Here is a 21,075-nt window from a genome sequence, read left to right on the forward strand (position 1 = left end):
AGACACCCTTAATCACAGGATAATGCCGCATATTTTTTTGGTGGTTCGTCTCTGCGAGCCGTTAGTCATCGTGGCTGATACGTTTTTGTTTGGCCGCCTGTGCCTGACAACCCTGGAGTGTCTGGTTTGATCGTCTTCCGTTATCTGTCCCGAGAAGTGCTGGTGACCATGAGCGCGGTCAGCGCCGTGTTACTGGTGATCATTATGAGCGGACGCTTCATCAAGTACCTGGCTCAAGCCGCATCGGGCGCGCTCGATCCCGGCGTGCTGTTCATGATTATGGGCTTTCGCCTGCCAGGCTTTATGCAGCTGATTCTGCCATTGGGCCTGTTCCTGGGCATTTTGCTGTCCTATGGCCGGCTCTATCTCGAAAGCGAAATGACCGTGCTTGCTGCCACCGGCATGAGTCAGCAACGCTTATTGTGGATGACCTTGGCTCCGGCGGCTGTCGTAGCGCTGCTGGTCAGTTGGCTGAGCATGGGGCTGGCCCCGCAAGGTGCTGCGCAGGTGGCCTTGATCGTCAATCAACAAGATGCATTGACCGAGTTCGACACGTTGGTGCCGGGTCGCTTCCAGGCGCTGCGGGACGGTTCCCGGATTACCTATACAAAATCTCTTTCCGAAGACCGCACCCATCTCGGTGGTGTGTTTATCTCCGAAAAAAGGTTGTCCCGCGATGGCAAAAAAGATCAGGGTATTTCCGTACTGGTCGCCGAAAAGGGTCGTCAGGAGGTCAAGCCTGACGGTACGCGTTACCTGATTCTAGAAAACGGTTATCGCTACGACGGTAATCCAGGTGAGGCGAACTATCGCGCCATCAAATACGACACATATGGCGCGGTGTTGCCTAAACCGGAAATCAGTGGAGAAGTTACCGATCGCGAGGCCATTCCTACACGGGATCTGATTGGCAATGACACCTTGCGCGCCAAGGCAGAACTTCAGTGGCGTTTGTCACTGCCGCTGCTGGTTTTCATCGTCACACTAATCGCCGTACCACTTTCCAAGGCCAACCCGCGACAAGGTCGCTTCCTCAAGTTGCTTCCGGCGATTCTTCTGTACATGGCGTACCTCACCATCCTGATCGCCGCGCGTGGAGCGCTTGAGCGCGGCAAGATCCCAATAGCCTTTGGTTTGTGGTGGGTGCACGCGCTGTTTCTGGCGATCGGTGTCTTGTTGCTGTACTGGGAACCTCTGCGGCTAAGCATGGCGAGTCGCCGCGACGCGAAGGAGGTGACCCGTGGTTAAAATTGACCGTTATATTGGCAAAAGCGTCTTTGTGGCGATCCTGGGTGTACTGGGCGTCATTTTGGGTCTGGCTTCGCTGTTCGCTTTCATTGATGAAATGGGCGACGTCAGCGACACCTACACGCTGCTAGACGCCAGCTCGTTCGTATTGCTGACGGCGCCTCGGCGGGTCTATGAGATGTTGCCGATGTCGGCGCTGATCGGTTGCCTGGTCGGACTTGGCAGCCTGGCCAGCAGTAGCGAGCTGACCATTATGCGCGCGGCCGGTGTCTCGATTGGCCGCATTGTCTGGGCGGTGATGAAGCCAATGTTGCTGCTGATGATCGCTGGCGTGTTGGTCGGCGAATACGTAGCGCCTGTCAGCGAAGACATGGCTCAGTCCAACCGTTCTCTTGCTCAAGGTAGCGGCGACGCACAAAGCAGTAAATACGGGGTATGGCACCGCGAGGGCGAAGAGTTTATTCATATCAATGCCGTGCAACCCAACGGTGTGCTTTACGGCGTGACACGCTATCGGTTCGACGATCAGCGCCATATGCAGATCGCCAGCTTTGCCAAGCACGCGAAGTTCGATACGGACCATTGGCAACTGCAGGACGTGACCACCACGCGGTTCCATGGTGATAGCACAGAAGTTGTCACCAGTCCGAGCGAGCTATGGGATGTGACGTTAAGCCCGCAGCTATTGAGTACCCTGGTCTTGCCCCCGGATTCGCTGTCCATTTCCGGGTTGTGGAGTTATTCGCACTACCTGGCTGAACAGGGTTTGAATAACGGTCGTTACTGGCTGGCATTCTGGACCAAGGTCCTACAACCGTTGGTGACGATGGCTTTGGTGTTGATGGCTATCTCATTTATTTTCGGACCACTGCGGTCAGTGACCTTGGGTCAGAGGGTGTTCACCGGGGTGCTGGTTGGCTTCACCTTCCGTATTGCTCAGGATTTGCTGGGGCCGTCGAGCCTGGTGTTTGGCTTCTCACCGTTGTTCGCAGTGCTGGTGCCGTCAGGTATCTGCGCTATTGCCGGGGTTTGGTTGTTGCGCAGGGCGGGGTAACCCACCAGTAGGAGCCCACGTATTGGCGAGGCTTAAATTGTCTCGCCAACACGTTGACTCCTACTGGTAATGTTGAAGCGCTTATTTCTGCTTCGGCACCCGCACCAATTGTGTGTCGGAATACATGTCATGCCAGCTGCGTTGCTGCTTGTCGAACAGTACCCAGAAAAAACCCAGTCCTACGCAAAGCCACGAGCCAATCGAGACCACAAAGCGCAGCAGCGCTTGCCATAGGCTGATGCCGGTGCCGTCGGCGTTCTGCACGCGGATGCCCCAGACCTGCATGCCCAAAGTCTGGCCCGAGTGAGTCCAGAACTTGGCGAAGAAGCCGAACAGGACAAACAGCAGGATCGTTGACAGTAACGGATCGCCATCCAAGGTGCCGGCTTCCGACAAGGTTCTCAGTTTGGCTTCACCGATAAACGCCATCAAAATAAGCTTGTAAACCAGAGTGGTGACCATGAGCAGGGCGATGCAGAGCAGGGTGTCGTAAACCATTGCTGCCAAGCGACGACCTAGCCCCGCAATGGGGAAGTCACCTTGGGGGCGAAGCTGATGTGTCGACATGGCGGACGCTCGATTACAAAAAAGAAAGCATTTTACGGAATCCCACGCATAAAAAAGCCCCTGATGGTCAACATCAGGGGCTTTAGTTGTTTCCGAAGGGTTTACGCCTCAGGAATGACCTCATCTGCTTGCAGACCTTTTTGGCCCTGCACGGAAATGAAGGTGACTTTCTGGCCTTCTTTCAGGCTCTTGAAGCCGTTACCCTGAATAGCGCGGAAATGGACGAACAGATCCGGGCCGCTTTCTGGAGTGATAAAACCAAAACCCTTTTCGTCGTTAAACCACTTGACGGTACCGCTCTGACGATCAGCCATTTTCTTTATTCCTTGGAGCTTGAATTAATGACAGCCCCTTTGCGTTGAAAGGGAACTGGGACTGGTTGCAGGAAGTAAGAATCGTCGAACGGGATGTAGCAATACTTGGCTCTACTGCCCGGGTCACGGTTCAGCGACCCATGCAAACACAGTTAAGGAACTTTACGCCAACTTCGCCCGGAAAAACAAGTCCGGCTAAGGCCCGGTTTCAGGGGTTCTCCGGCCTGTTTGAAAACTTTTACCGACACGCCGCAATCGATAGATTTTACGGAAGTTTCTAGTTGTTCGCGCGCCTGGATATGGACTACAACTGCTAATAATCGAGAAGGTATGACTGTCCTGCGCACTGTTTTTGCCAGTGCGCAGCTTGTCGTTATGTTAACCGCGAAAGTAACGCTGAGCCACGAACGGCATCTTGCTGACCTTCATCGGAATTTTTTTGCCGCGCACGATGGCCCATACTTCGCTGTCAAGCGCCACGTGGGCGCTGTTGAGATAGGCCATGACTAGAGGTCCGCCGAGGCTTGGCCCGAAGCCGCCACTGGTGACAATGCCGATGACTTTGTCGTCAGCGTCGACGATTTCTGCGCCTTCACGCACAGGAGTGCGTTCTTGTGGCAAGAGTCCTACACGTTTGCGAGCCACACCTGCTTGCTGCTGGGCGAAGATCTGTTTTGCACCGGGGAAGCCTCCGGCCCGGGCGCCGTCGGCACGTCGTACTTTGGAGATTGCCCACAACAGGCTCGCTTCGATCGGAGTGGTCTCGGTGTTCATGTCGTGGCCATACAGGCAAAGACCTGCTTCCAGACGCAGCGAATCACGCGCGCCGAGGCCAATCGGTGCGACTTCAGGTTCGGCCAGCAGGCGTCGGGCCAAGGCTTCAGCGTGGTCCGCTGGAACCGAGATCTCATAGCCGTCTTCGCCGGTATAGCCCGAGCGGCTAACGTAGCAGTCGGCACCCAGCAGCGTCACTTTAGCGAACTGCATGAAGGTCATTTTCGCCACTTCAGGCGCCAGGCGTGCAAGCACGGTCACGGCAGATGGGCCTTGCAGGGCGAGGAGGGCGCGCGCTTCGAACATCGGCTCGATGTCGCACTGACCTGCCAGATGCTTCTGGATGTGTGCCAGGTCGTCGTCTTTGCAAGCGGCGTTGACCACCAGAATCAACTGGTTGTCGCCAATGTTGGCGACCATCAGATCGTCCAAAATGCCACCGCTTTCGTTGGTGAACATCGCGTAGCGTTGCATGCCTACTGGCAAGTCGATGATGTCGACCGGCACCAGCGTTTCCAGTGCTTTGGCGGCGTTGGCACCGGTCAGGCGAATCTGACCCATGTGCGACACGTCAAACAAACCGGCCTGAGCGCGGGTGTGCAGGTGTTCTTTAAGCACGCCGGCGGGGTATTGCACCGGCATGTCATAACCGGCGAATGGGACCATTTTTGCCCCGAGTTCGCGGTGCAGAGCGTGAAGCGGTGTGGTTAACAACTGTTCAGTGGACATTGATGACTCCTAAGATTTTCCAGAACCGTCTAAACCACAACAATTCCGGTGAATGGCATGAGGCTGGATGTCAGCACTCGATAATGTTCACGGCCAGCCCGCCTCGGGCTGTTTCCTTATATTTGCTTTTCATGTCGGCGCCGGTCTGGCGCATGGTGCGGATCACTTTATCCAGGGACACAAAGTGCTGGCCGTCGCCACGCAGCGCCATGCGCACGGCATTGATGGCCTTGACCGAACCCATGGCGTTGCGCTCGATACAGGGGACTTGCACCAGTCCGCCAATCGGGTCGCAGGTCAGGCCCAGATTATGCTCCATGCCAATTTCGGCAGCGTTTTCCACTTGTTGAACGTTACCGCCCAAGACTTCGCACAACGCGCCAGCGGCCATGGAGCAGGCAACACCGACTTCACCCTGGCAGCCCACTTCAGCGCCAGAGATCGAAGCGTTTTCTTTATAAAGAATGCCAATGGCAGCTGCTGTGAGTAGAAAACGCACGACACCGTCTTCGTTGGCTCCGGTAATAAAACGCATGTAGTAATGCAATACCGCCGGAATGATTCCCGCCGCGCCGTTGGTGGGCGCAGTGACGACGCGGCCGCCATTAGCGTTTTCTTCGTTCACCGCCAAGGCGTACAGGTTCACCCAGTCCAGCACCGACAGTGCATCGCGCAGCGCGGCTTCAGGGTTCTGGCACAGCTGACGGTGTAGCGCGGCGGCGCGGCGCTTGACCTTCAAGCCGCCCGGTAAAATGCCTTCGTTACGGCAGCCTGCGGTGACGCAGTCCTGCATGACTTGCCAAATCTTCAGCAGACCGCTGCGGGTTTCTGCTTCCGGGCGCCAAGCGGATTCATTGAGTAGCATTACTTCGCTAATGGACAACCCATGGGTGGTGCAATGGCTGAGCAACGCTTTGGCACTTTTGAAGGGAAAGGTCAGCGGTGTGCTGTCTTCGACAATACGGTCTGCGCCGGCAGCGTCTTCATCGACGACAAAACCACCGCCTACTGAATAATATTCGCGACTACGGATTTGCAATCCAGCGGCATCGAAGGCACGAAAAATCATGCCGTTTGGATGGAATGCCAAGGGTTTGCGGATCATCGCCAGGTGCTGTTTTTCAATGAACGGGATGCTGTGTTCACCGAGCAGATTCAAGCGTTCGCTGCCACGGATCTGTTGCAGGCGCTCGGCTACGGTTTCGGTATTCACCGTGTCCGGGTGCTCGCCTTCCAGGCCCAGCATTACCGCTTTGTCACTGCCATGGCCTTTGCCGGTAGCGCCCAGCGACCCATACAACTCGACCTTGATGCTGGCTGTGCTGGTTAGTAAGTCATCGCGACGCAGGCCTTCGGCAAACCGCGCAGAGGCACGCATCGGGCCTACGGTGTGCGAACTGGAGGGTCCGATGCCGATCTTGAACAGGTCAAATACGCTCAGTGACATGGTGCACTCCGGTATTTTTTGTTGTTATGAGTCGCTTCGCCAACAAGTTGGCTCCTACAGGGAATTGCATTCCTCTGTAGAGCCAACTTGTTGGCGAGGCTGTTAATGCCTATTCAGATCAAGCCTCTTGATAGCTCTCAATCGATGGGCACGCGCAGATCAGGTTGCGATCACCAAAGACATTGTCGACGCGACCCACTGGCGGCCAGTACTTGCCATCAATCAACGAGGCGACGGGGTACACCGCTTGTTCGCGGCTGTACGGGTGAGTCCACTCGCCAACGATTTCGGCCGCCGTGTGTGGCGCGTTTTTCAGCGGGTTGTCTTCCTTGTCCAGCGCGCCACTTTCCACTGCACGGATTTCGTCGCGGATACAGATCATGGCGTCGCAGAAACGGTCCAGTTCTTCCTTGGATTCGCTTTCGGTTGGTTCGATCATCAAGGTGCCGGCCACCGGGAACGACATGGTTGGCGCATGGAAGCCGAAGTCGATCAGGCGCTTGGCGACGTCATCAACGCTGATGCCGCTGCTGTCTTTCAAGGGGCGCAGGTCGAGGATGCATTCGTGTGCCACCAGACCATTGCTGCCGGTGTACAGCACGGGGTAATGCTCTTCCAGGCGTCGCGATATGTAGTTGGCATTGAGAATCGCCAACTGCGAAGCACGCTTGAGGCCAGCCCCACCCATCATGCGGATGTACATCCAGGTAATCGGCAAAATGCTTGCGCTGCCGAACGGTGCCGCGCAGACCGCGCCCACCTTGCGCTCCATCGTGACGTGGCCCGGAAGAAACGGGGCAAGGTGCGATTTCACGCCAATCGGGCCAACGCCTGGACCGCCACCGCCGTGGGGAATGCAGAAGGTTTTGTGCAGGTTCAGGTGCGACACGTCGCCCCCGAATTTTCCTGGTGCGCAGAGGCCAACCATCGCGTTCATGTTGGCGCCGTCGATGTAGACCTGACCGCCGTTATCGTGAACGATGCCGCAGATTTCGCGAATGCCTTCTTCGAACACGCCATGGGTCGACGGGTAAGTGATCATTAGCGCCGCGAGGTGTTCGCGGTGCTCAATGGCTTTGGCGCGCAGGTCTTCGATGTCGACGTTACCGCGTGCATCGCAGGCGGTTACGACCACTCGCATACCGGCCATGTTGGCGGTCGCGGGGTTGGTGCCGTGGGCAGAAGATGGGATCAGGCAGATGTCGCGGCGTTCGTCGCCACGGCTTTGGTGGTAAGCGCGAATCGCCAGCAGACCGGCGTATTCACCTTGAGAGCCGGCGTTTGGTTGCAGCGAAATGGCGTCGTAACCGGTGGCGGCGCAGAGCATCGTTTCCAGTTCGTCGGTCAATTGCTGATAACCCAGGCTCTGCTCGGCAGGGGCAAACGGGTGCAGATTACCGAACTCGGCCCAGGTGACCGGGATCATTTCGCTGGCGGCGTTGAGTTTCATGGTGCACGAGCCGAGCGGGATCATGGTGCGATCCAGCGCCAAGTCCTTATCCGCCAATTTGCGCAGGTAGCGCATTAGCTCGGTTTCGGAGTGATAACGGTTGAACACCGGGTGGCTGAGGATTGGCGATTGGCGCACGAGCGCGGCAGGCAGCTTCGATTTGGCATCGTTAGCCAGTGCGTTGAAGTCCGGCAGTTTTTGTCCATCAACCGCAAATAACTGCCACAGGGCTTCAACGTCGGCCTGTTGGGTGGTTTCGTCGAACGACAGGCCGAGGCGCTGGGCGTCGATTTCACGCAGGTTGATCTGTTGCGCGCGGGCCTTAGCGTGCAGGGTCGCGGTGTCGGCGCCGGTGACCAAGGTCAAGCTGTCGAAGAAGAACGCCTGCTCGACGTTTAAGCCCAGCTGGCTCAGCCCTTGAGCGAAAATCGCGGTCAAGTGGTGTGTTCGCTTGGCGATCTGTATCAGGCCACGGGGTCCGTGGTAGACCGCATACATGCTGGCAATGTTGGCCAAGAGCACTTGCGCGGTGCAGATGTTGCTGGTGGCCTTTTCGCGGCGGATATGTTGTTCGCGGGTTTGCATGGCCAGACGCAGCGCAGACTTGCCATGGCGATCAACCGACACCCCGACCAAACGGCCAGGCATGTCGCGCTTGAACGCGTCGCGGGTGGAAAAGTAAGCCGCGTGCGGACCACCAAAACCCAGTGGTACGCCGAAACGTTGTGCACTACCAATGGCCACGTCTGCGCCGAATTCGCCAGGCGGGGTCAGCAAGGTCAATGCCAGCAGATCCGCGGATACCGCCACCAGTGCATGGGCAGCATGGAAGCGTTCGACCAGTTCACGGTAGTCGAATAGATCACCGTTGCTCGCTGGGTACTGCAGCAGCGCGCCAAAATATTCACCGACCTCAGTCAGTTCGCTTTCATCCGCGACCACGACGGTAATCCCCAGCGGTTCAGCACGGGTGCGCAGAACATCGACGGTCTGTGGATGGCAATGGATTGAGGCGAAAAACAGATGGCTGCTCTTGTTCTTGCTCAAGCGCTTGCAGAAGGTCATGGCTTCGGCGGCAGCGGTCGCTTCGTCGAGCAGCGATGCGTTGGCGATCGGCAAACCGGTCAGGTCGCTGATCAATGTCTGGAAGTTCAACAATGACTCCAGGCGGCCTTGGGAAATCTCGGGCTGATATGGCGTGTAAGCGGTGTACCACGCTGGATTTTCCAGCAAGTTGCGCAGGATCGGAGCAGGGGTATGGGTGTTGTAATAGCCCTGGCCAATGTAGGTTTTGAACAGCTGGTTTTTGCTGGCGATAACTTTGATTGACGCCAGTGCATCCGCTTCGCTTTGCCCCGGGCCCATGTCGAGGACGCTGGTGCCCTTGATGCTTTCCGGGATGATAGCGGCGCTCAACGCTTCTAGCGAGTCGAAGCCCAAGAGGCCGAGCATGGCTTTTTCGTCAGCTGGGCGAGGGCCAATATGGCGCGCGATAAATTCGTTAGCGGTGTTTAACTCGATACGGTCAGTCATGTCTATTCCTCAAGCCTCGGCGTTGGCTTTGATCAAGCGGTCGTACGCGCCTTGATCGAGCAAGGCGTGAATGGCGTCAGCATCTTCAGGGATGAAACGAAAGAACCAGCCCGCGCTGGATGCATCTTCGTTGACCAGCTCAGGAGTGGTTTCGAGGGCAGTATTGACTTCAACCACCTCACCATTTAGCGGCATGTTTATGCTGCTGGCGGCTTTGACTGACTCCACTACCGAGACTTCAGCGTGTTGAGTGTAGGCCTGCAGCTCCGGAAGTTGCACGAACACCACGTCGCCTAGCGATTCCTGTGCATACGGGGTGATGCCAACAGTAACGCTGCCATCAGCTTCAGCACGTAACCATTCGTGATCAACGGTGAATCGCAACTCGCTCATAAAAACTCCTCAAAGGCGCAAAAGCTCGTGACCGGCACGAACGTAATGGCGAGTTCATAGCAATTTTGCGGCCAGTGTCTAAATATTGTTTTAAATCATATAGTTATGAGATTTTTAACATCGACATGTTTTGTCCGCTGTAGCGGAATCGCTACAGTTAAACCTGTCTGGAAAATGCCTATGGGATCAGGGCCTTGCGTTGCGCGGCGTGCAGGGTTCTGTAGCGAATTCGTTCCGCTGTAGTGGTTTCAGTACAGTTCAGAGAAATAACCTTCCCTGAAGGAGCCAACCTTTGGGCATCAACCCTTTCCGGAAATCCCATACTTGCGCAGCCGGTGAGCGATGGCGGTGTGGGAAGTTTGCAAACGGCTGGCAAGTTGGCGAGTCGAGGGGTAGCTGACGTAGAGCTTTTCTAGCAAAGTTTTTTCGAAGTCTTCGACCGCCTGTTCCAAGCTGGCGACTTCGCCGTCGGTCTGGCGCGCTACTGAGGTGCCCGCGATGTCCAGGTCGCCGATGTCCACCAGCGAGCTTTCGCAAATCGCCGCCGCGCGGAAAATCACGTTTTGCAACTGGCGCACATTGCCGGGCCAGCGATTACTGAGCAGGGCCGGGTAGGTGCCCGGCGTCAGGCGGCAGATAGGCCGTTGAATCTGCGCGCAGGCTTGCTCCATGAAATAGCGCGCCAACAGCAAAATGTCTTGCCCGCGTTCACGTAGCGGCGGCACCTCAAGGTTAAGCACGTTCAGTCGATAAAACAGGTCCTCGCGAAAGGTGCCTTCGCTGACCATCTTTTCCAAGTCGCGGTGGGTGGCGCTGAGGATCCGTACGTTGACCTTCACTTCCCGGTCGCCACCGACTCGCCGGAAGCTGCCGTCGTTCAAAAACCGCAGCAGCTTGGCTTGCAGGTACGGCGACATTTCGCCGATTTCATCGAGAAACACCGTGCCGTGGTTGGCCATCTCCATCAGTCCGGGTTTGCCGCCACGTTGGGCGCCAGTAAAGGCGCCGGGGGCGTAACCGAACAGTTCGCTTTCGGCGAGGTTTTCCGGGAGTGCGGCGCAGTTGAGCGCCAAAAACGGTGCCGCATGGCGGGCACTGATGGCGTGACAGGCACGGGCCACTAGCTCTTTGCCGGTGCCGGTTTCGCCTTGAATCAGCAGCGGCGCGTCCAAAGCAGCGACGCGCAACGCTCGCGTCTTCAACGTGCGGATGGGCTGCGACTCGCCTAGCAGTGAGTCAAAACCCTCGGAATGGTCATGGTGCAGCGCGGCCAAGCGTTCACCAATGCGGCTCGGCAGGTACAGGGTGAGCAATGCCCCAGCGTCAGTGATCGGCGTGGCGTCCAGCAGGAGAGCTTCGCCGTTGAGCGTGACTTCGCGCAATGGCAGGCGAAAACCGTTTTCCAGCAGCGCCGTATGCAGACCGGGATCAGCGAACAGCTCCGCCACAGATTCGCCCGCAGGCTCACGGCCGCAGAGCGCAATTAGTGCAGGGTTGGCAAGCAGTATGCGGCCGTTGCTGTCCAGCGCCAAAACCGGGTCGGTCATGGCGGCGAGCAGGGCATCAAGCTGAAGGTGCCGCCGTTGGCCGGGAAGGATGTCGACCACGGTAATCGCCTCGACACCGCGCACTCGAAACAGCCGGTCTTTCAACTCTTCCAGCACTTGCGGGCTGAGGGTGGGGGCGTCGATGTATACGTTCGGCGGAACCATCTCCACCGCGTCCAGATTCAGATTGCGCCCGCCGAGAATCGCCAGCACTTCCTGGGTAATGCCAACGCGGTCGATGAAGCAGACGTGGATACGCATGGGGCGAATGAGTGTTCCGGCGGCGAGGGCGGCAATTATGCCAGTAAATTGGGTGGTGGCGTGGCAGGCGCTTCGCCAACAAGTTGGCTCCTAAAGAGCGAACGTGGTGGCGAGAGGCTTTGTAAATTACTTCAGATGCTCAGGCTTCACCGGCTCACCCGATTTAATGGCGAGCTTTGCCCGGACGTCTTCGAACATTTCGTCGTATTGCTTGTGCATCGCCAGCGGCAGGGTCGCGGTGTGCGGCAAACCGTGTTTGATTGCGATCTTGTTGGCCACGCTGGCGAAGTTGAAAGCGCTGTCACGCGGCAGATCAAACGTATCTTCGAACGCGTCGCCGTTGACATCGCCGACCATGGAGAAATGCATGTAAGCGCCGTCTTTTGGGTCTTGATGCACTTCGTAGTGGATATGGATGTCATACCCGAAGTCATCGGGTTGCAGCGCAGCGCGAGTGATATACAAATGACCTGGCTCGTACATGTGCGTTGCTCCTTTACGGTACAAAAGTGTAGGAATAGACCACATGGTCGCTTCCCAGGTTCACCGATAGTGAATGCCTTGTCTGGCGGTGCTGATCCGGGTTCCGGCATAACCGTTGACGATGTCTTCGATGTCCGCCAGCGAACCGATCACGGCCTCTTTTCCGGTGTTGCGCGCGAATTCGCAGGCAGCCTGCACTTTAGGCCCCATCGAGCCTGCGGCAAAGCCCAGTTTTTCCATGTCGTCGGGATGAGCCTGGGCGATGGCCTTTTGCGTCGGCTTACCCCAGTCGATAAACGCTGAATCAACGTCAGTGGCAATCACTAGCAAATCGCAGTCCAGTTGCTCCGCCAGCAAGGCCGAGCACAGGTCTTTATCGATCACGGCTTCCACGCCTTTGAGCTTGCCGTCTTCGCCATACATCGTCGGAATGCCGCCACCGCCCGCGCAGATTACAATGCTGCCTTTCTCCAGCAGCCATTTGATGGGGCGAATTTCGAAGATGCGCTTGGGTCTCGGGCTGGCTACAACGCGACGGTACTTGTCACCGTCTGGGGCAATGCTCCAGCCTTTTTCTTGAGCCAGGTGTTCGGCCTCTTCTTTTGAGTAGATCGGGCCGATGGGTTTGCTCGGGTGCTGAAACGCGGGGTCGTTACCATCCACTTCAACTTGAGTCAGCAGAGTGGCGAACGGTTTATCAATGGGTAGCAGATTGCCCAATTCCTGCTCGATCATATAGCCGATCATGCCTTCGGTTTCTGCCCCAAGCACGTCAAGCGGGTATGGAGATACCGAAGTGTAGGCGGCCGCTTGCAGGGACAGTAGGCCGACTTGCGGGCCATTGCCGTGAGCGACGACCAATTCATTGTGGTGGGATATTTTGGCGATTTGTTCGGCGGCGATGCGAATATTGATCCGCTGATTGTCAGCCGTCATCGGCTCGCCACGACGGAGCAGGGCGTTACCACCCAGAGCAACGACGATACGCATGGTGGTTTTTCCTTTTTGAAGTTAGCGCAACCCCTGTGGAGCCGCCAATAGTGGCTCCTGAAGTCTTGTTGCAACTTATCCTGCCAATGCCGCTACCAAGATTGCTTTAATCGTGTGCATGCGGTTTTCCGCTTGCTCGAAGGCGATGTTGGCTGGGGATTCGAAAACGTCTTCGGTCACTTCCACGCCGTTGGCCAGGTTTGGGTAGCGGCTGGCGATGTCTTTACCGACTTTGGTTTCGCTGTTATGAAACGCAGGCAGGCAGTGCATGAATTTAACCCGTGGGTTGCCCGCCGCTTTCATCATGGCGCTGTTGACCTGATACGGCAGCAATTGCTCGATGCGCTCATCCCACGCTTCTACCGGTTCGCCCATGGACACCCAAATATCGGTGTGGATGAAATCGACGCCTTTGACCGCTTCTTTCGGGTCTTCGGTGATGGTGATGCGTGCGCCGCTTTCCTCGGCGAAGACTTTGCATTGGGCGATGAAATCCTCATGCGGCCACAGCGCTTTAGGTGCGCCGATACGCACGTCCATGCCCAGCTTGGCGCCGATCATCAGCAGTGAGTTGCCCATGTTGTAGCGCGCATCGCCCAGGTAGGCGTAGCTGATGTCGTGCAGCGGTTTGTCGCTGTGTTCGCGCATGGTCATGGTGTCGGCGATCATTTGCGTTGGGTGAAACTCAGCGGTCAAGCCATTGAAAATAGGTACGCCGGCGAACTTGGCCAGTTCCTCGACGATTTCCTGCTCAAAACCACGGTATTCGATGGCGTCGAACATGCGCCCGAGAACCCGTGCGGTGTCTTTCATGCTTTCCTTGTGGCCGATTTGCGACGACACCGGGTCAATGTAGGTGACGTGCGCCCCTTGGTCGTGGGCCGCTACTTCGAATGCGCAACGGGTGCGGGTCGAGGTTTTTTCGAAGATCAGTGCAATATTTTTGCCTTTGAGGTGTTGCTGTTCGGTGCCTGTGTATTTCGCGCGCTTGAGATCGCGGGACAGGTCGAGCAAATAGTGCAGCTCACGGGTGGTGTGGTGCATCAAGCTCAGCAGGCTGCGATTACGCATATTAAAAGCCATGTTTAATCTCCCTTGAAAGTGGGCAAACAATCAGTAATTAACCGGGTCACGAACGATTGGGCAGGTCATGCAGTGGCCACCGCCGCGACCTCGGCCCAACTCACTGGCGCTGATGGTGATGACCTCGACGCCAGCTTTGCGCAGCAGGGTGTTGGTGTAGGTATTGCGGTCGTAACCGATGACCACGCCTGGCTCTAAGGCCACGACGTTGTTGCCGTCGTCCCACTGTTCGCGCTCAGCGGCAAAGCTGTTGCCACCGGTTTCCACCACCCGCAGGGTTTTGAGATTGAGCGCTGCGGCGACGGTGTCGAGGAGGTTGGTGTCCTCGCGACGGATGTCGATGCCACCTGGTTTGCTTTCGTCAGGGCGCAAGCTGAAGGCGACGATTTGTTTGACCACGTCCGGGAAAATCGTTACCAGGTCGCGGTCGCAAAAGCTGAAAACGGTGTCCAGGTGCATCGCTGCGCGGGACTTTGGCAGACCGGCGACGATCACCCGTTCAACCGCGTTGTACTTGAACAAGTTTCGCGCCAGTTGGCCGATGGCTTGATGTGACGAGCGCTCGCCCATGCCGATCAACACCACACCATTGCCGATGGGCATTACGTCGCCACCTTCAAGGCTGGCGTTACCGTGGTCTTCATCCGGGTCGCCGTACCAGATACGGAAATCCGCGTTGACGAATTCAGCGTGAAATTTGTAGATCGCGCTGGCGAGCAACGTTTCCTGACGCCGCGCGGGCCAGTGCATCGGATTCAAGGTAACGCCGCCATAGATCCAGCAAGTGGTGTCACGGGTGAATATCGTGTTTGGCAACGGCGGCAGAATGAAGCTGGAATGCCCCAGGAAATCGCGGAATATCTCTAGAGTCTTTCCGCCGAAATCGCTCGGCAGGTCATCTGCAGACACGCCGCCAATCAAGTATTCGGCGATCTTGCGCGGCTCCAGGCTGCGCATCCAGGCGTTGGTCTCGTTGATTAAACCGATGCCGACGGAGTTCGCACTGATCTTGCGCTCCAAAATCCAATCGAGTGCTTCGGGCGTCGCCACGATATCGGTCAGCAGATTGTGCATTTCCAGCACATCGACGCCACGCTCACGCATTTTGGTGACGAAATCAAAATGGTCGCGCTTGGCCTGATTGACCCATAGCACGTCGTCGAATAGCAGTTCATCGCAGTTATTTGGAGTCAGGCGTTGGTGAGCGAGGCCGGGTGAGCAGACCAAGACCTTTTGAAGCTTGCCTACTTCAGAGTGGACGCCAAGTTTGACGGGTTCAGCGGACATTTCTGTACTCCTCCAATGACATGAGCAGGGGTGTTACAACAGGGTCAGAAAACCGGCGTAAAGGCCATAGGCAGCAGCCAGCGCCCCGATCAGCACGACGGCAAAGATCAACTTCTCCAGGTTGGTAAAAACCGGTTGGCCGAGTTCACGTTTGGCTTTGGCAAACAGAATCACGCCGGGTGCATAGAGCAGGGCCGAGAGCAGCAGGTATTTCACGCCGCCGGCATAAATCAACCAGACCGCATAGATCAGCGCGACGGCACCGATAAACAGGTCTTTCTTGCGTTCGGCGATGGCCTTTTCGTAGGTTTCGCCGCGCACCGCTAACAACACGGCATAGGCTGCGGACCACAGATACGGGATTAAAATCATCGAGGTCGCGAGGTAGATCAGCGACAGATAAGTGCTGGCAGAGAATAAAGTGATGATCAGGAATACCTGAACCATGGCGTTGGTCAGCCACAGTGCATTGGCCGGTACATGGTTGGCGTTTTCACGCTTTAGGAACGCTGGCATGGTGTGGTCTTTGGCTGCGGCAAACATGATTTCCGCACACAGCAAGACCCACGACAGCAGGGCGCCGAGCAGGGAGATGATCAAGCCCACGCTAATCAATACCGCGCCCCAATGCCCGACTACATGCTCAAGCACGGCAGCCATTGATGGATTCTGCAGTTTGGCCAATTCTGGCTGAGTCATGATGCCCAGCGACAGCACGTTCACGAACACCAGAAACAGCAACACGGTGATGAAACCAATGATGGTGGCCTTGCCCACATCCGAGCGCTTTTCGGCCCGGGCGGAAAAGATGCTTGCGCCTTCAATGCCAATGAACACCCAGACGGTGACCAGCATCATGTTGCGCACCTGATTCATCACGCTGCCCAGGTCCGGGTTCTTGATACCCCAAATGTCAGCGGTGAAGATGTCTAGCTTGAAGGCGAAGATCGCAATCAAGACAAACAGCAACAGCGGCACGACTTTGGCAACGGTGGTGACGAGGTTTATAAACGCGGCTTCTTTGATCCCGCGCAGCACCAGAAAATGTACTGCCCACAACAAAATAGAGGCCCCCACTATTGCGGCTGGGGTGTTGCCTTGACCGAAGATCGGGAAGAAATAACCGAGGGTGCTGAACAGCAGAACGAAGTAACCGACGTTGCCTAGCCACGCGCTGATCCAGTAGCCCCAGGCTGACGAAAAGCCCATGTAATCGCCAAAACCGGCTTTGGCGTAAGCGTATACACCACCATCGAGGGTGGGTTTACGGTTGGCCAGGGTTTGGAACACGAACGCCAGGGTCAGCATGCCGACGGCAGTTATTGCCCAACCCAGTAAAATGGCGCCGACGTCGGCGCTGGCGGCCATATTTTGCGGGAGCGAGAAAATCCCCCCGCCTATCATCGAGCCCACTACCAAGGCCACTAGCGCGCCGAGTCGAAGTTTGCCAGGAGAATCAGACATCGCGCAGCTCCATCCAAGAGAAGGAATTCACAACGGTAGTTCAATCGCTGTACGGGCAGATGACGCAGATCAAGTAGTTATCTTATTGCCGTGACAATCTGTCGCTGGTACCTGCAGGCAACTGGGGCAACCTGGACCACATAACTCGACGAGCTATCGTTGCTCTATTTGTAGATACCGTCTTGTTGGCGAGGTGGCGAAGTGTCATGCATCGCATGAAGTCCTTCGCCAGAAGTTGGCATCTACACAGAGTTTTCAGCAGGCTCCGGCCTTGACCAGATCCATAGATTGCCCAGGCTCATACCGCCAATGGCGAGGTAGACCGGCCAGTGGTGGTTGAGCAGGATGAGCATCGCTACAGCGCAGATCAACATGCTGACGCTAGCGCTGATTTTAGCCCGGCGGGCTATCAGGCGGCCGTTGCGCCAATTGCTCAGCATCGGGCCAAACAGTCGATGGTTTTCTAGCCAGGCGCTTAACCGGGGTGAACTTTTGGTGGCAGCCCAGGCGGCTAGCAGGATGAATTCGGTAGTGGGCAAACCGGGTACGACGATGGCGATCAAGCCTATGGTCAAGCTGACATAGGCAAGAATACCGAACAGCACGCGAGCGGTTTTTGAGCCGGTCGGTGCGTGAGGTTTGGTCGAGAGGGTCATGGGCGTGTGTCCATTTAACAACCCGGGCAGTTTAACAGGGCTGGCCGGGCGCGCCGGGTTCAAGCAGTTTAAGTCTTCGGTGCGGTGGCGTAAGCCTGTCGCAGCAACACATTGAAACGTTCAAATGCCTCGATTGCGCCCCGTTCGACTTGCGCCTCTTGCTCGGCACTGAGCTGCAAATTATCCAGAGTTCGCACAAAACGCTTCCAACCGTCGGCCCGGCCCCCGGCAGGTTCGCTCAGATGACGCGCGCCAAAGGTAGCGTTGAGGTCTAGAGCCACGGCGCGCTTGATCAAAAAAGCTGCGCCCAGCTTGGAGCCTTCCGAGACGTATAACCATCCCAATGCCTGGAATTTGGTGGGCTGAAGCAGTGCACCGGCGACCGGTTCAGGCACCACGGTGCAAAGGTCTGCCAGATCGGCCTTGGCGTGTTCAGCGCGGCAGCGGTCGGGCAGGTCGTCGAAGATTTTCACCAGTTCCGGGTCGTTGTACACGGCTTCCAACTCCGCTTGAAAAGCGTATTGAGCCACGACAAAGCGGGTGTAACTGGCCAAGCTTTCAAACGGTGCGTTGGCTTTTACCGCCTTGTCGAGCTGTTCATGAGGCGCCTGGGTGATCTGATTCAGCCGTTGAGAGCGAAGGGCCGGGCGATGCTGTCGGGAAGTCATAAATCGTCCTTTTAAAACACGTTTCGAAACGAGTAAACCTGCGCCGAATGTCCCCGGCGCAGGCTAAAACATCAGATGTCCCACACCACGTTGACGCCGAAGTTGCGGCCCGGCTGGGTCAAACGATCAAGATTGGCCGGGGCGGTGGCGCCCGCTTCGCCGGTGCTGTCGTAACCGCGCACGTCATCCCAGCTCCAGTATTTTTTATCGGTGAGGTTGTACAGGCCGGCGTTGATGGTTACGTCATCAGCAACCTGGTAGTAACCGGTTAAATCGAAGACGCCATAGCCTGCTGATCTGAATTGGCTGGAGGTGCCGTCTGGCGCATTGAAAACGGTCGCGGTGTCGTCGACCTGGTTCTTGCGCTGAACCACTGTCCAGCTCAGCAATCCGCCATAAGCATTTTGGTCGTAGCCCAAACCGAAGACGCCGGTCAGCGGGTTGACGCTGTTGATCGGCTGGCCAGTGTCGTTGTTGCGTCCGTGGGCATAGGCCACTGAACCTTGGGTGTACAGACCGGCGGATGCACCGAATGCATCAAGGTTCAAGCGGCCTTTGACCTCGGCGCCCTTGATGGTGGCGTGCTTGATGTTATTGGCCTGGAACACGGTTTCAAGAGCACCAGGGGTAATCGCGTCTTCGTTGATAAAGTCGCGGTACTTGTTATAGAACACCGCTACGCCAAACGATCCCGCGTCGAAATTGCCTCGCAGGCCGGTTTCGTAGCTTTTGCTGGTCTCCGGTTTCAGGTTCGGATTAGGTGCAACGATGTAGCCTGAGGTGAGATTTTCGAACTGGCCATACAGTGCTTTGGCGGTTGGCGTGCGGAAACCTTCGGCGTATTGGCCGTACAAGGTGTATTGCTCGGTCAGCGCATAGGTCAGACCCAATTTGGGTGATACGCGATGCCAGGTTTTATTTTTGTCGCTGACCGTGCCGTTACCGCTTGGGTTGGCGCTATTCAAAAATTCCTGAGTGATATGCGGATCAAGCTGGGTGTAGTCGTAGCGCAGGCCCGGCGAGAAGGTCCAGTTGTTCCAGCGAATTTCGTCTTGAGCGAACAGCGCATAACTGGTGACGGTAGGGTCCGGGAAGTCGCTCATAGGCTTAACACGGTCGGCCGGGCTGTCCGTACCAATCACTCGGCAGGCGCGAAATACGGCCACGCAGGTACCGCTGCCTTGGCGCAAGCCGGTGACTTTTTGCTGCTTGATGGTTGTGCCGTAGGTCAGCAGATGATCGGTATCAACAATCGAAAAGGTTTTGTCGAACTGCGCGTCAACCACCCATTGTTTGTCTTGATAGACAGTGTTTCGCACACGGTTCACTTTACGGCTAGGAGACGATAACAACTCTTCTGTGCTCTGGTCGGTCCTGGCGACTTGATAGTTCAAACTCCATTTGACGTGATCGGCCAGCGCCCTATTGAGGGCGAAGCGGTTTTCAATGCCGAATCGTTCGCGGGTGAGGGTGTCATTCCCCGTGCGCGACTTGTACCAACCTTGGGGAGCGGGGAAGTAAGGCCCGCCCACTGCACTTTTCTGGTTGGTATCGGTATCACTCCTGTAGCGTTCGTAAGTCAACCCCAGCCGCGATTCCTCGCCATAATTCCAGCCCAGTTTTGCCAGTACATTTGTGTTACGCACATCCTCCGGGTTCGCAGCGGTGCGGCCCAGCCCGGTGCCGCCATGGTCATCATAGGATTCAGTTGCACGACCGTTGCGCTGGCTCAGGTGCAGCAAACCGTCGATATTTTCATGGTGACCGGCGACGGTAGCGGAGTTGAGCCAACTGTTGTCCGCCGAGTTGTAACCGGTTTTCAACCGGGCGCCGACGTCTTGCCCGGGCTTAATAATGTCGTCCGGATCGAGGGTGAAATAGCTGACCGCGCCACCGATAGCACTGCTGCCGTACAGCACCGACGCCGGTCCGCGTAGGATCTCTACGCGTTTGACGATTTCCGGGTCCACGTAGTTGCGGTGAGTTTTAGCATAAGGCCCGTTAGAAAAACTGGCGGGAACTTCGACGCCATCGACCTGGGTCAGGACTCGATCCCCATCGATCCCTCGGATGTTGTATCCGGTAGTGCCAGAACGTTGCCCGGTACCGCCCACCGACACACCGGGTTCGTAGCGCACCAAATCACGAATGTTATTGACGTTCTGCTCATCAAGTTCTTTGCGTTCATGCACGCTGACGCTGCTTGAAACCGAGTTGACCGACTGTTCAGTGCGTGTGGCGCTTATAGTGGTTTGTTGCAACATGACGGCATTGCCCGCCGATACCGGCGCGGCTTCTTCGTTAGGTATCGCAGCGGTCGCTACAAGACTGAATGCCTGCGCTGCAATCAATGCCAGGGTGAGTGAAGATTGGGTGAAGGTTTTACTTGGTGTCAGCATCGATAGCTCGCCGTCGTTAGGGTCATTATTCATAGTCACGCTTGATTTAAGTGAGAATCAATTGCGTTGGCTATAACTAGACGAACGACGGATGGACATCGCGTAAAAACTATTGGTATTCACTACAGTTCATGCTGAAACACAACCCCATTGCAGATGGCTTTGATCAGCTTTAGCTCCTTTTGCACCGTGCTTGTGGAGACGTCGAGCTGGGCTGCAATTTCCGGATAGCTGCAGCCTTGCAAGCGATTGAGGGAGAATATTTTTTGCTGACGTGTACTCAGTTCAGTGAGGCAGGTGTTGAGGCGTTCAAGCAAGCGTTGAGCATGAGCGGCATCTTCGGCGCTGCTTTGGGATTGGGTGACGTTGCGCAAAACATCCAGCGGTACGTCTTCGATCATCGTCCGGGATTGAAGGCGTTGCGCACGCAGGTGGTCTAACGCCAGGTTTCGCGCGGTCTGATAGAGAAAGGGTGCCAAATGCTCGATTGAGCGTTCAGCCAACGCGCGAGTGACGCGCAAGTAGGTGTCGTGCAACAAGTCTTCTGCCGCGAAAACGTTGCCAACCATTCTCTGCAGCATGCGTAGCAGAATTTTGCGCTGGGAAAGGAAGAGTTCATTGAAACTCGACTGGTTCACGGAATACCTGACCAATAAAATAGCTAATGATAATTGTTATCATCTGCGATATTGGTCAAGCGGCCATTCGTGACAAGCTATGAAAAGATG

Annotated in this window: 18 protein-coding genes; 2 read left to right on the forward strand and 16 right to left on the reverse strand. The window is 56.4% G+C overall.

What is annotated here, in order from left to right; genetic code table 11:
- The first annotated feature begins 126 nt into the window (after window positions 1–126).
- Both lptF and lptG read left to right on the forward strand, forming a co-directional pair.
- Window positions 127–1,248, forward strand: a complete 1,122-nt coding sequence (lptF, locus tag QN378_RS13455; RefSeq protein ID WP_322201312.1) for an LPS export ABC transporter permease LptF — start codon at window positions 127–129, stop codon at window positions 1,246–1,248.
- Window positions 1,241–2,302, forward strand: coding sequence for an LPS export ABC transporter permease LptG (gene lptG, locus QN378_RS13460; RefSeq protein ID WP_323548955.1), 1,062 nt, complete (start codon window positions 1,241–1,243; stop codon window positions 2,300–2,302). The genes lptF and lptG overlap by 8 nt, the downstream gene beginning before the upstream one ends.
- A gap of 81 nt (window positions 2,303–2,383) precedes the next feature.
- Here the strand turns inward: lptG and QN378_RS13465 are convergent, their stop codons facing one another.
- The 16 genes from QN378_RS13465 to QN378_RS13540 form a co-directional block, all read right to left on the reverse strand.
- The gene (locus QN378_RS13465; protein WP_322201316.1) at window positions 2,384–2,869 is read right to left on the reverse strand and encodes an RDD family protein; all 486 of its coding nucleotides are present in this window, start codon (window positions 2,867–2,869) and stop codon (window positions 2,384–2,386) included.
- 101 nt (window positions 2,870–2,970) lie between these two features.
- Complete coding sequence (locus QN378_RS13470; RefSeq protein ID WP_322201318.1) at window positions 2,971–3,183, reverse strand: cold-shock protein; 213 nt, start codon at window positions 3,181–3,183, stop codon at window positions 2,971–2,973.
- Between the two features lie 378 nt (window positions 3,184–3,561).
- Complete coding sequence (gene gcvT, locus QN378_RS13475) at window positions 3,562–4,686, reverse strand: glycine cleavage system aminomethyltransferase GcvT (RefSeq protein WP_322201320.1); 1,125 nt, start codon at window positions 4,684–4,686, stop codon at window positions 3,562–3,564.
- Window positions 4,687–4,756: 70 nt separating this feature from the next.
- The gene (locus QN378_RS13480) at window positions 4,757–6,133 is read right to left on the reverse strand and encodes an L-serine ammonia-lyase (protein WP_322201322.1); all 1,377 of its coding nucleotides are present in this window, start codon (window positions 6,131–6,133) and stop codon (window positions 4,757–4,759) included.
- A 118-nt stretch (window positions 6,134–6,251) separates the two neighbouring features.
- A complete protein-coding gene (gene gcvP / locus QN378_RS13485) occupies window positions 6,252–9,116 on the reverse strand; it encodes an aminomethyl-transferring glycine dehydrogenase (RefSeq protein ID WP_323548958.1) in 2,865 nt (954 codons plus the stop codon).
- A 9-nt stretch (window positions 9,117–9,125) separates the two neighbouring features.
- Window positions 9,126–9,509, reverse strand: a complete 384-nt coding sequence (gene gcvH / locus QN378_RS13490) for a glycine cleavage system protein GcvH (protein ID WP_322201326.1) — start codon at window positions 9,507–9,509, stop codon at window positions 9,126–9,128.
- A gap of 299 nt (window positions 9,510–9,808) precedes the next feature.
- The gene (locus QN378_RS13495) at window positions 9,809–11,317 is read right to left on the reverse strand and encodes a sigma-54-dependent transcriptional regulator (protein ID WP_323548959.1); all 1,509 of its coding nucleotides are present in this window, start codon (window positions 11,315–11,317) and stop codon (window positions 9,809–9,811) included.
- 126 nt (window positions 11,318–11,443) lie between these two features.
- Entirely contained in the window at window positions 11,444–11,800 is a 357-nt protein-coding gene (locus tag QN378_RS13500; RefSeq protein ID WP_323548960.1) for a DUF5064 family protein, read from the reverse strand.
- 60 nt (window positions 11,801–11,860) lie between these two features.
- A complete protein-coding gene (gene arcC, locus QN378_RS13505) occupies window positions 11,861–12,790 on the reverse strand; it encodes a carbamate kinase (protein ID WP_323548961.1) in 930 nt (309 codons plus the stop codon).
- Window positions 12,791–12,865: 75 nt separating this feature from the next.
- On the reverse strand, window positions 12,866–13,873 hold the full coding sequence (locus QN378_RS13510) for an ornithine carbamoyltransferase (protein WP_322167880.1): 1,008 nt from the start codon (window positions 13,871–13,873) through the stop codon (window positions 12,866–12,868).
- Window positions 13,874–13,903: 30 nt separating this feature from the next.
- Window positions 13,904–15,160 carry an arginine deiminase gene (arcA, locus tag QN378_RS13515; protein ID WP_323548963.1) on the reverse strand — a complete coding sequence of 419 codons (1,257 nt, stop codon included), beginning with the start codon at window positions 15,158–15,160 and terminating at the stop codon, window positions 13,904–13,906.
- Window positions 15,161–15,193: 33 nt separating this feature from the next.
- On the reverse strand, window positions 15,194–16,624 hold the full coding sequence (arcD, locus tag QN378_RS13520) for an arginine-ornithine antiporter (protein ID WP_322201336.1): 1,431 nt from the start codon (window positions 16,622–16,624) through the stop codon (window positions 15,194–15,196).
- Between the two features lie 242 nt (window positions 16,625–16,866).
- The gene (locus QN378_RS13525; RefSeq protein ID WP_323548966.1) at window positions 16,867–17,280 is read right to left on the reverse strand and encodes a YbaN family protein; all 414 of its coding nucleotides are present in this window, start codon (window positions 17,278–17,280) and stop codon (window positions 16,867–16,869) included.
- A gap of 68 nt (window positions 17,281–17,348) precedes the next feature.
- Window positions 17,349–17,948, reverse strand: a complete 600-nt coding sequence (locus QN378_RS13530; RefSeq protein WP_323548967.1) for a biliverdin-producing heme oxygenase — start codon at window positions 17,946–17,948, stop codon at window positions 17,349–17,351.
- Window positions 17,949–18,019: 71 nt separating this feature from the next.
- Entirely contained in the window at window positions 18,020–20,380 is a 2,361-nt protein-coding gene (locus QN378_RS13535; protein ID WP_416350627.1) for a TonB-dependent hemoglobin/transferrin/lactoferrin family receptor, read from the reverse strand.
- A gap of 89 nt (window positions 20,381–20,469) precedes the next feature.
- Entirely contained in the window at window positions 20,470–20,985 is a 516-nt protein-coding gene (locus QN378_RS13540; RefSeq protein ID WP_323548969.1) for a sigma-70 family RNA polymerase sigma factor, read from the reverse strand.
- Window positions 20,986–21,075: the final 90 nt, after the last annotated feature.

It is taken from the genome of Pseudomonas sp. 10S5, from assembly GCF_035019745.1.
GTDB lineage: Bacteria > Pseudomonadota > Gammaproteobacteria > Pseudomonadales > Pseudomonadaceae > Aquipseudomonas.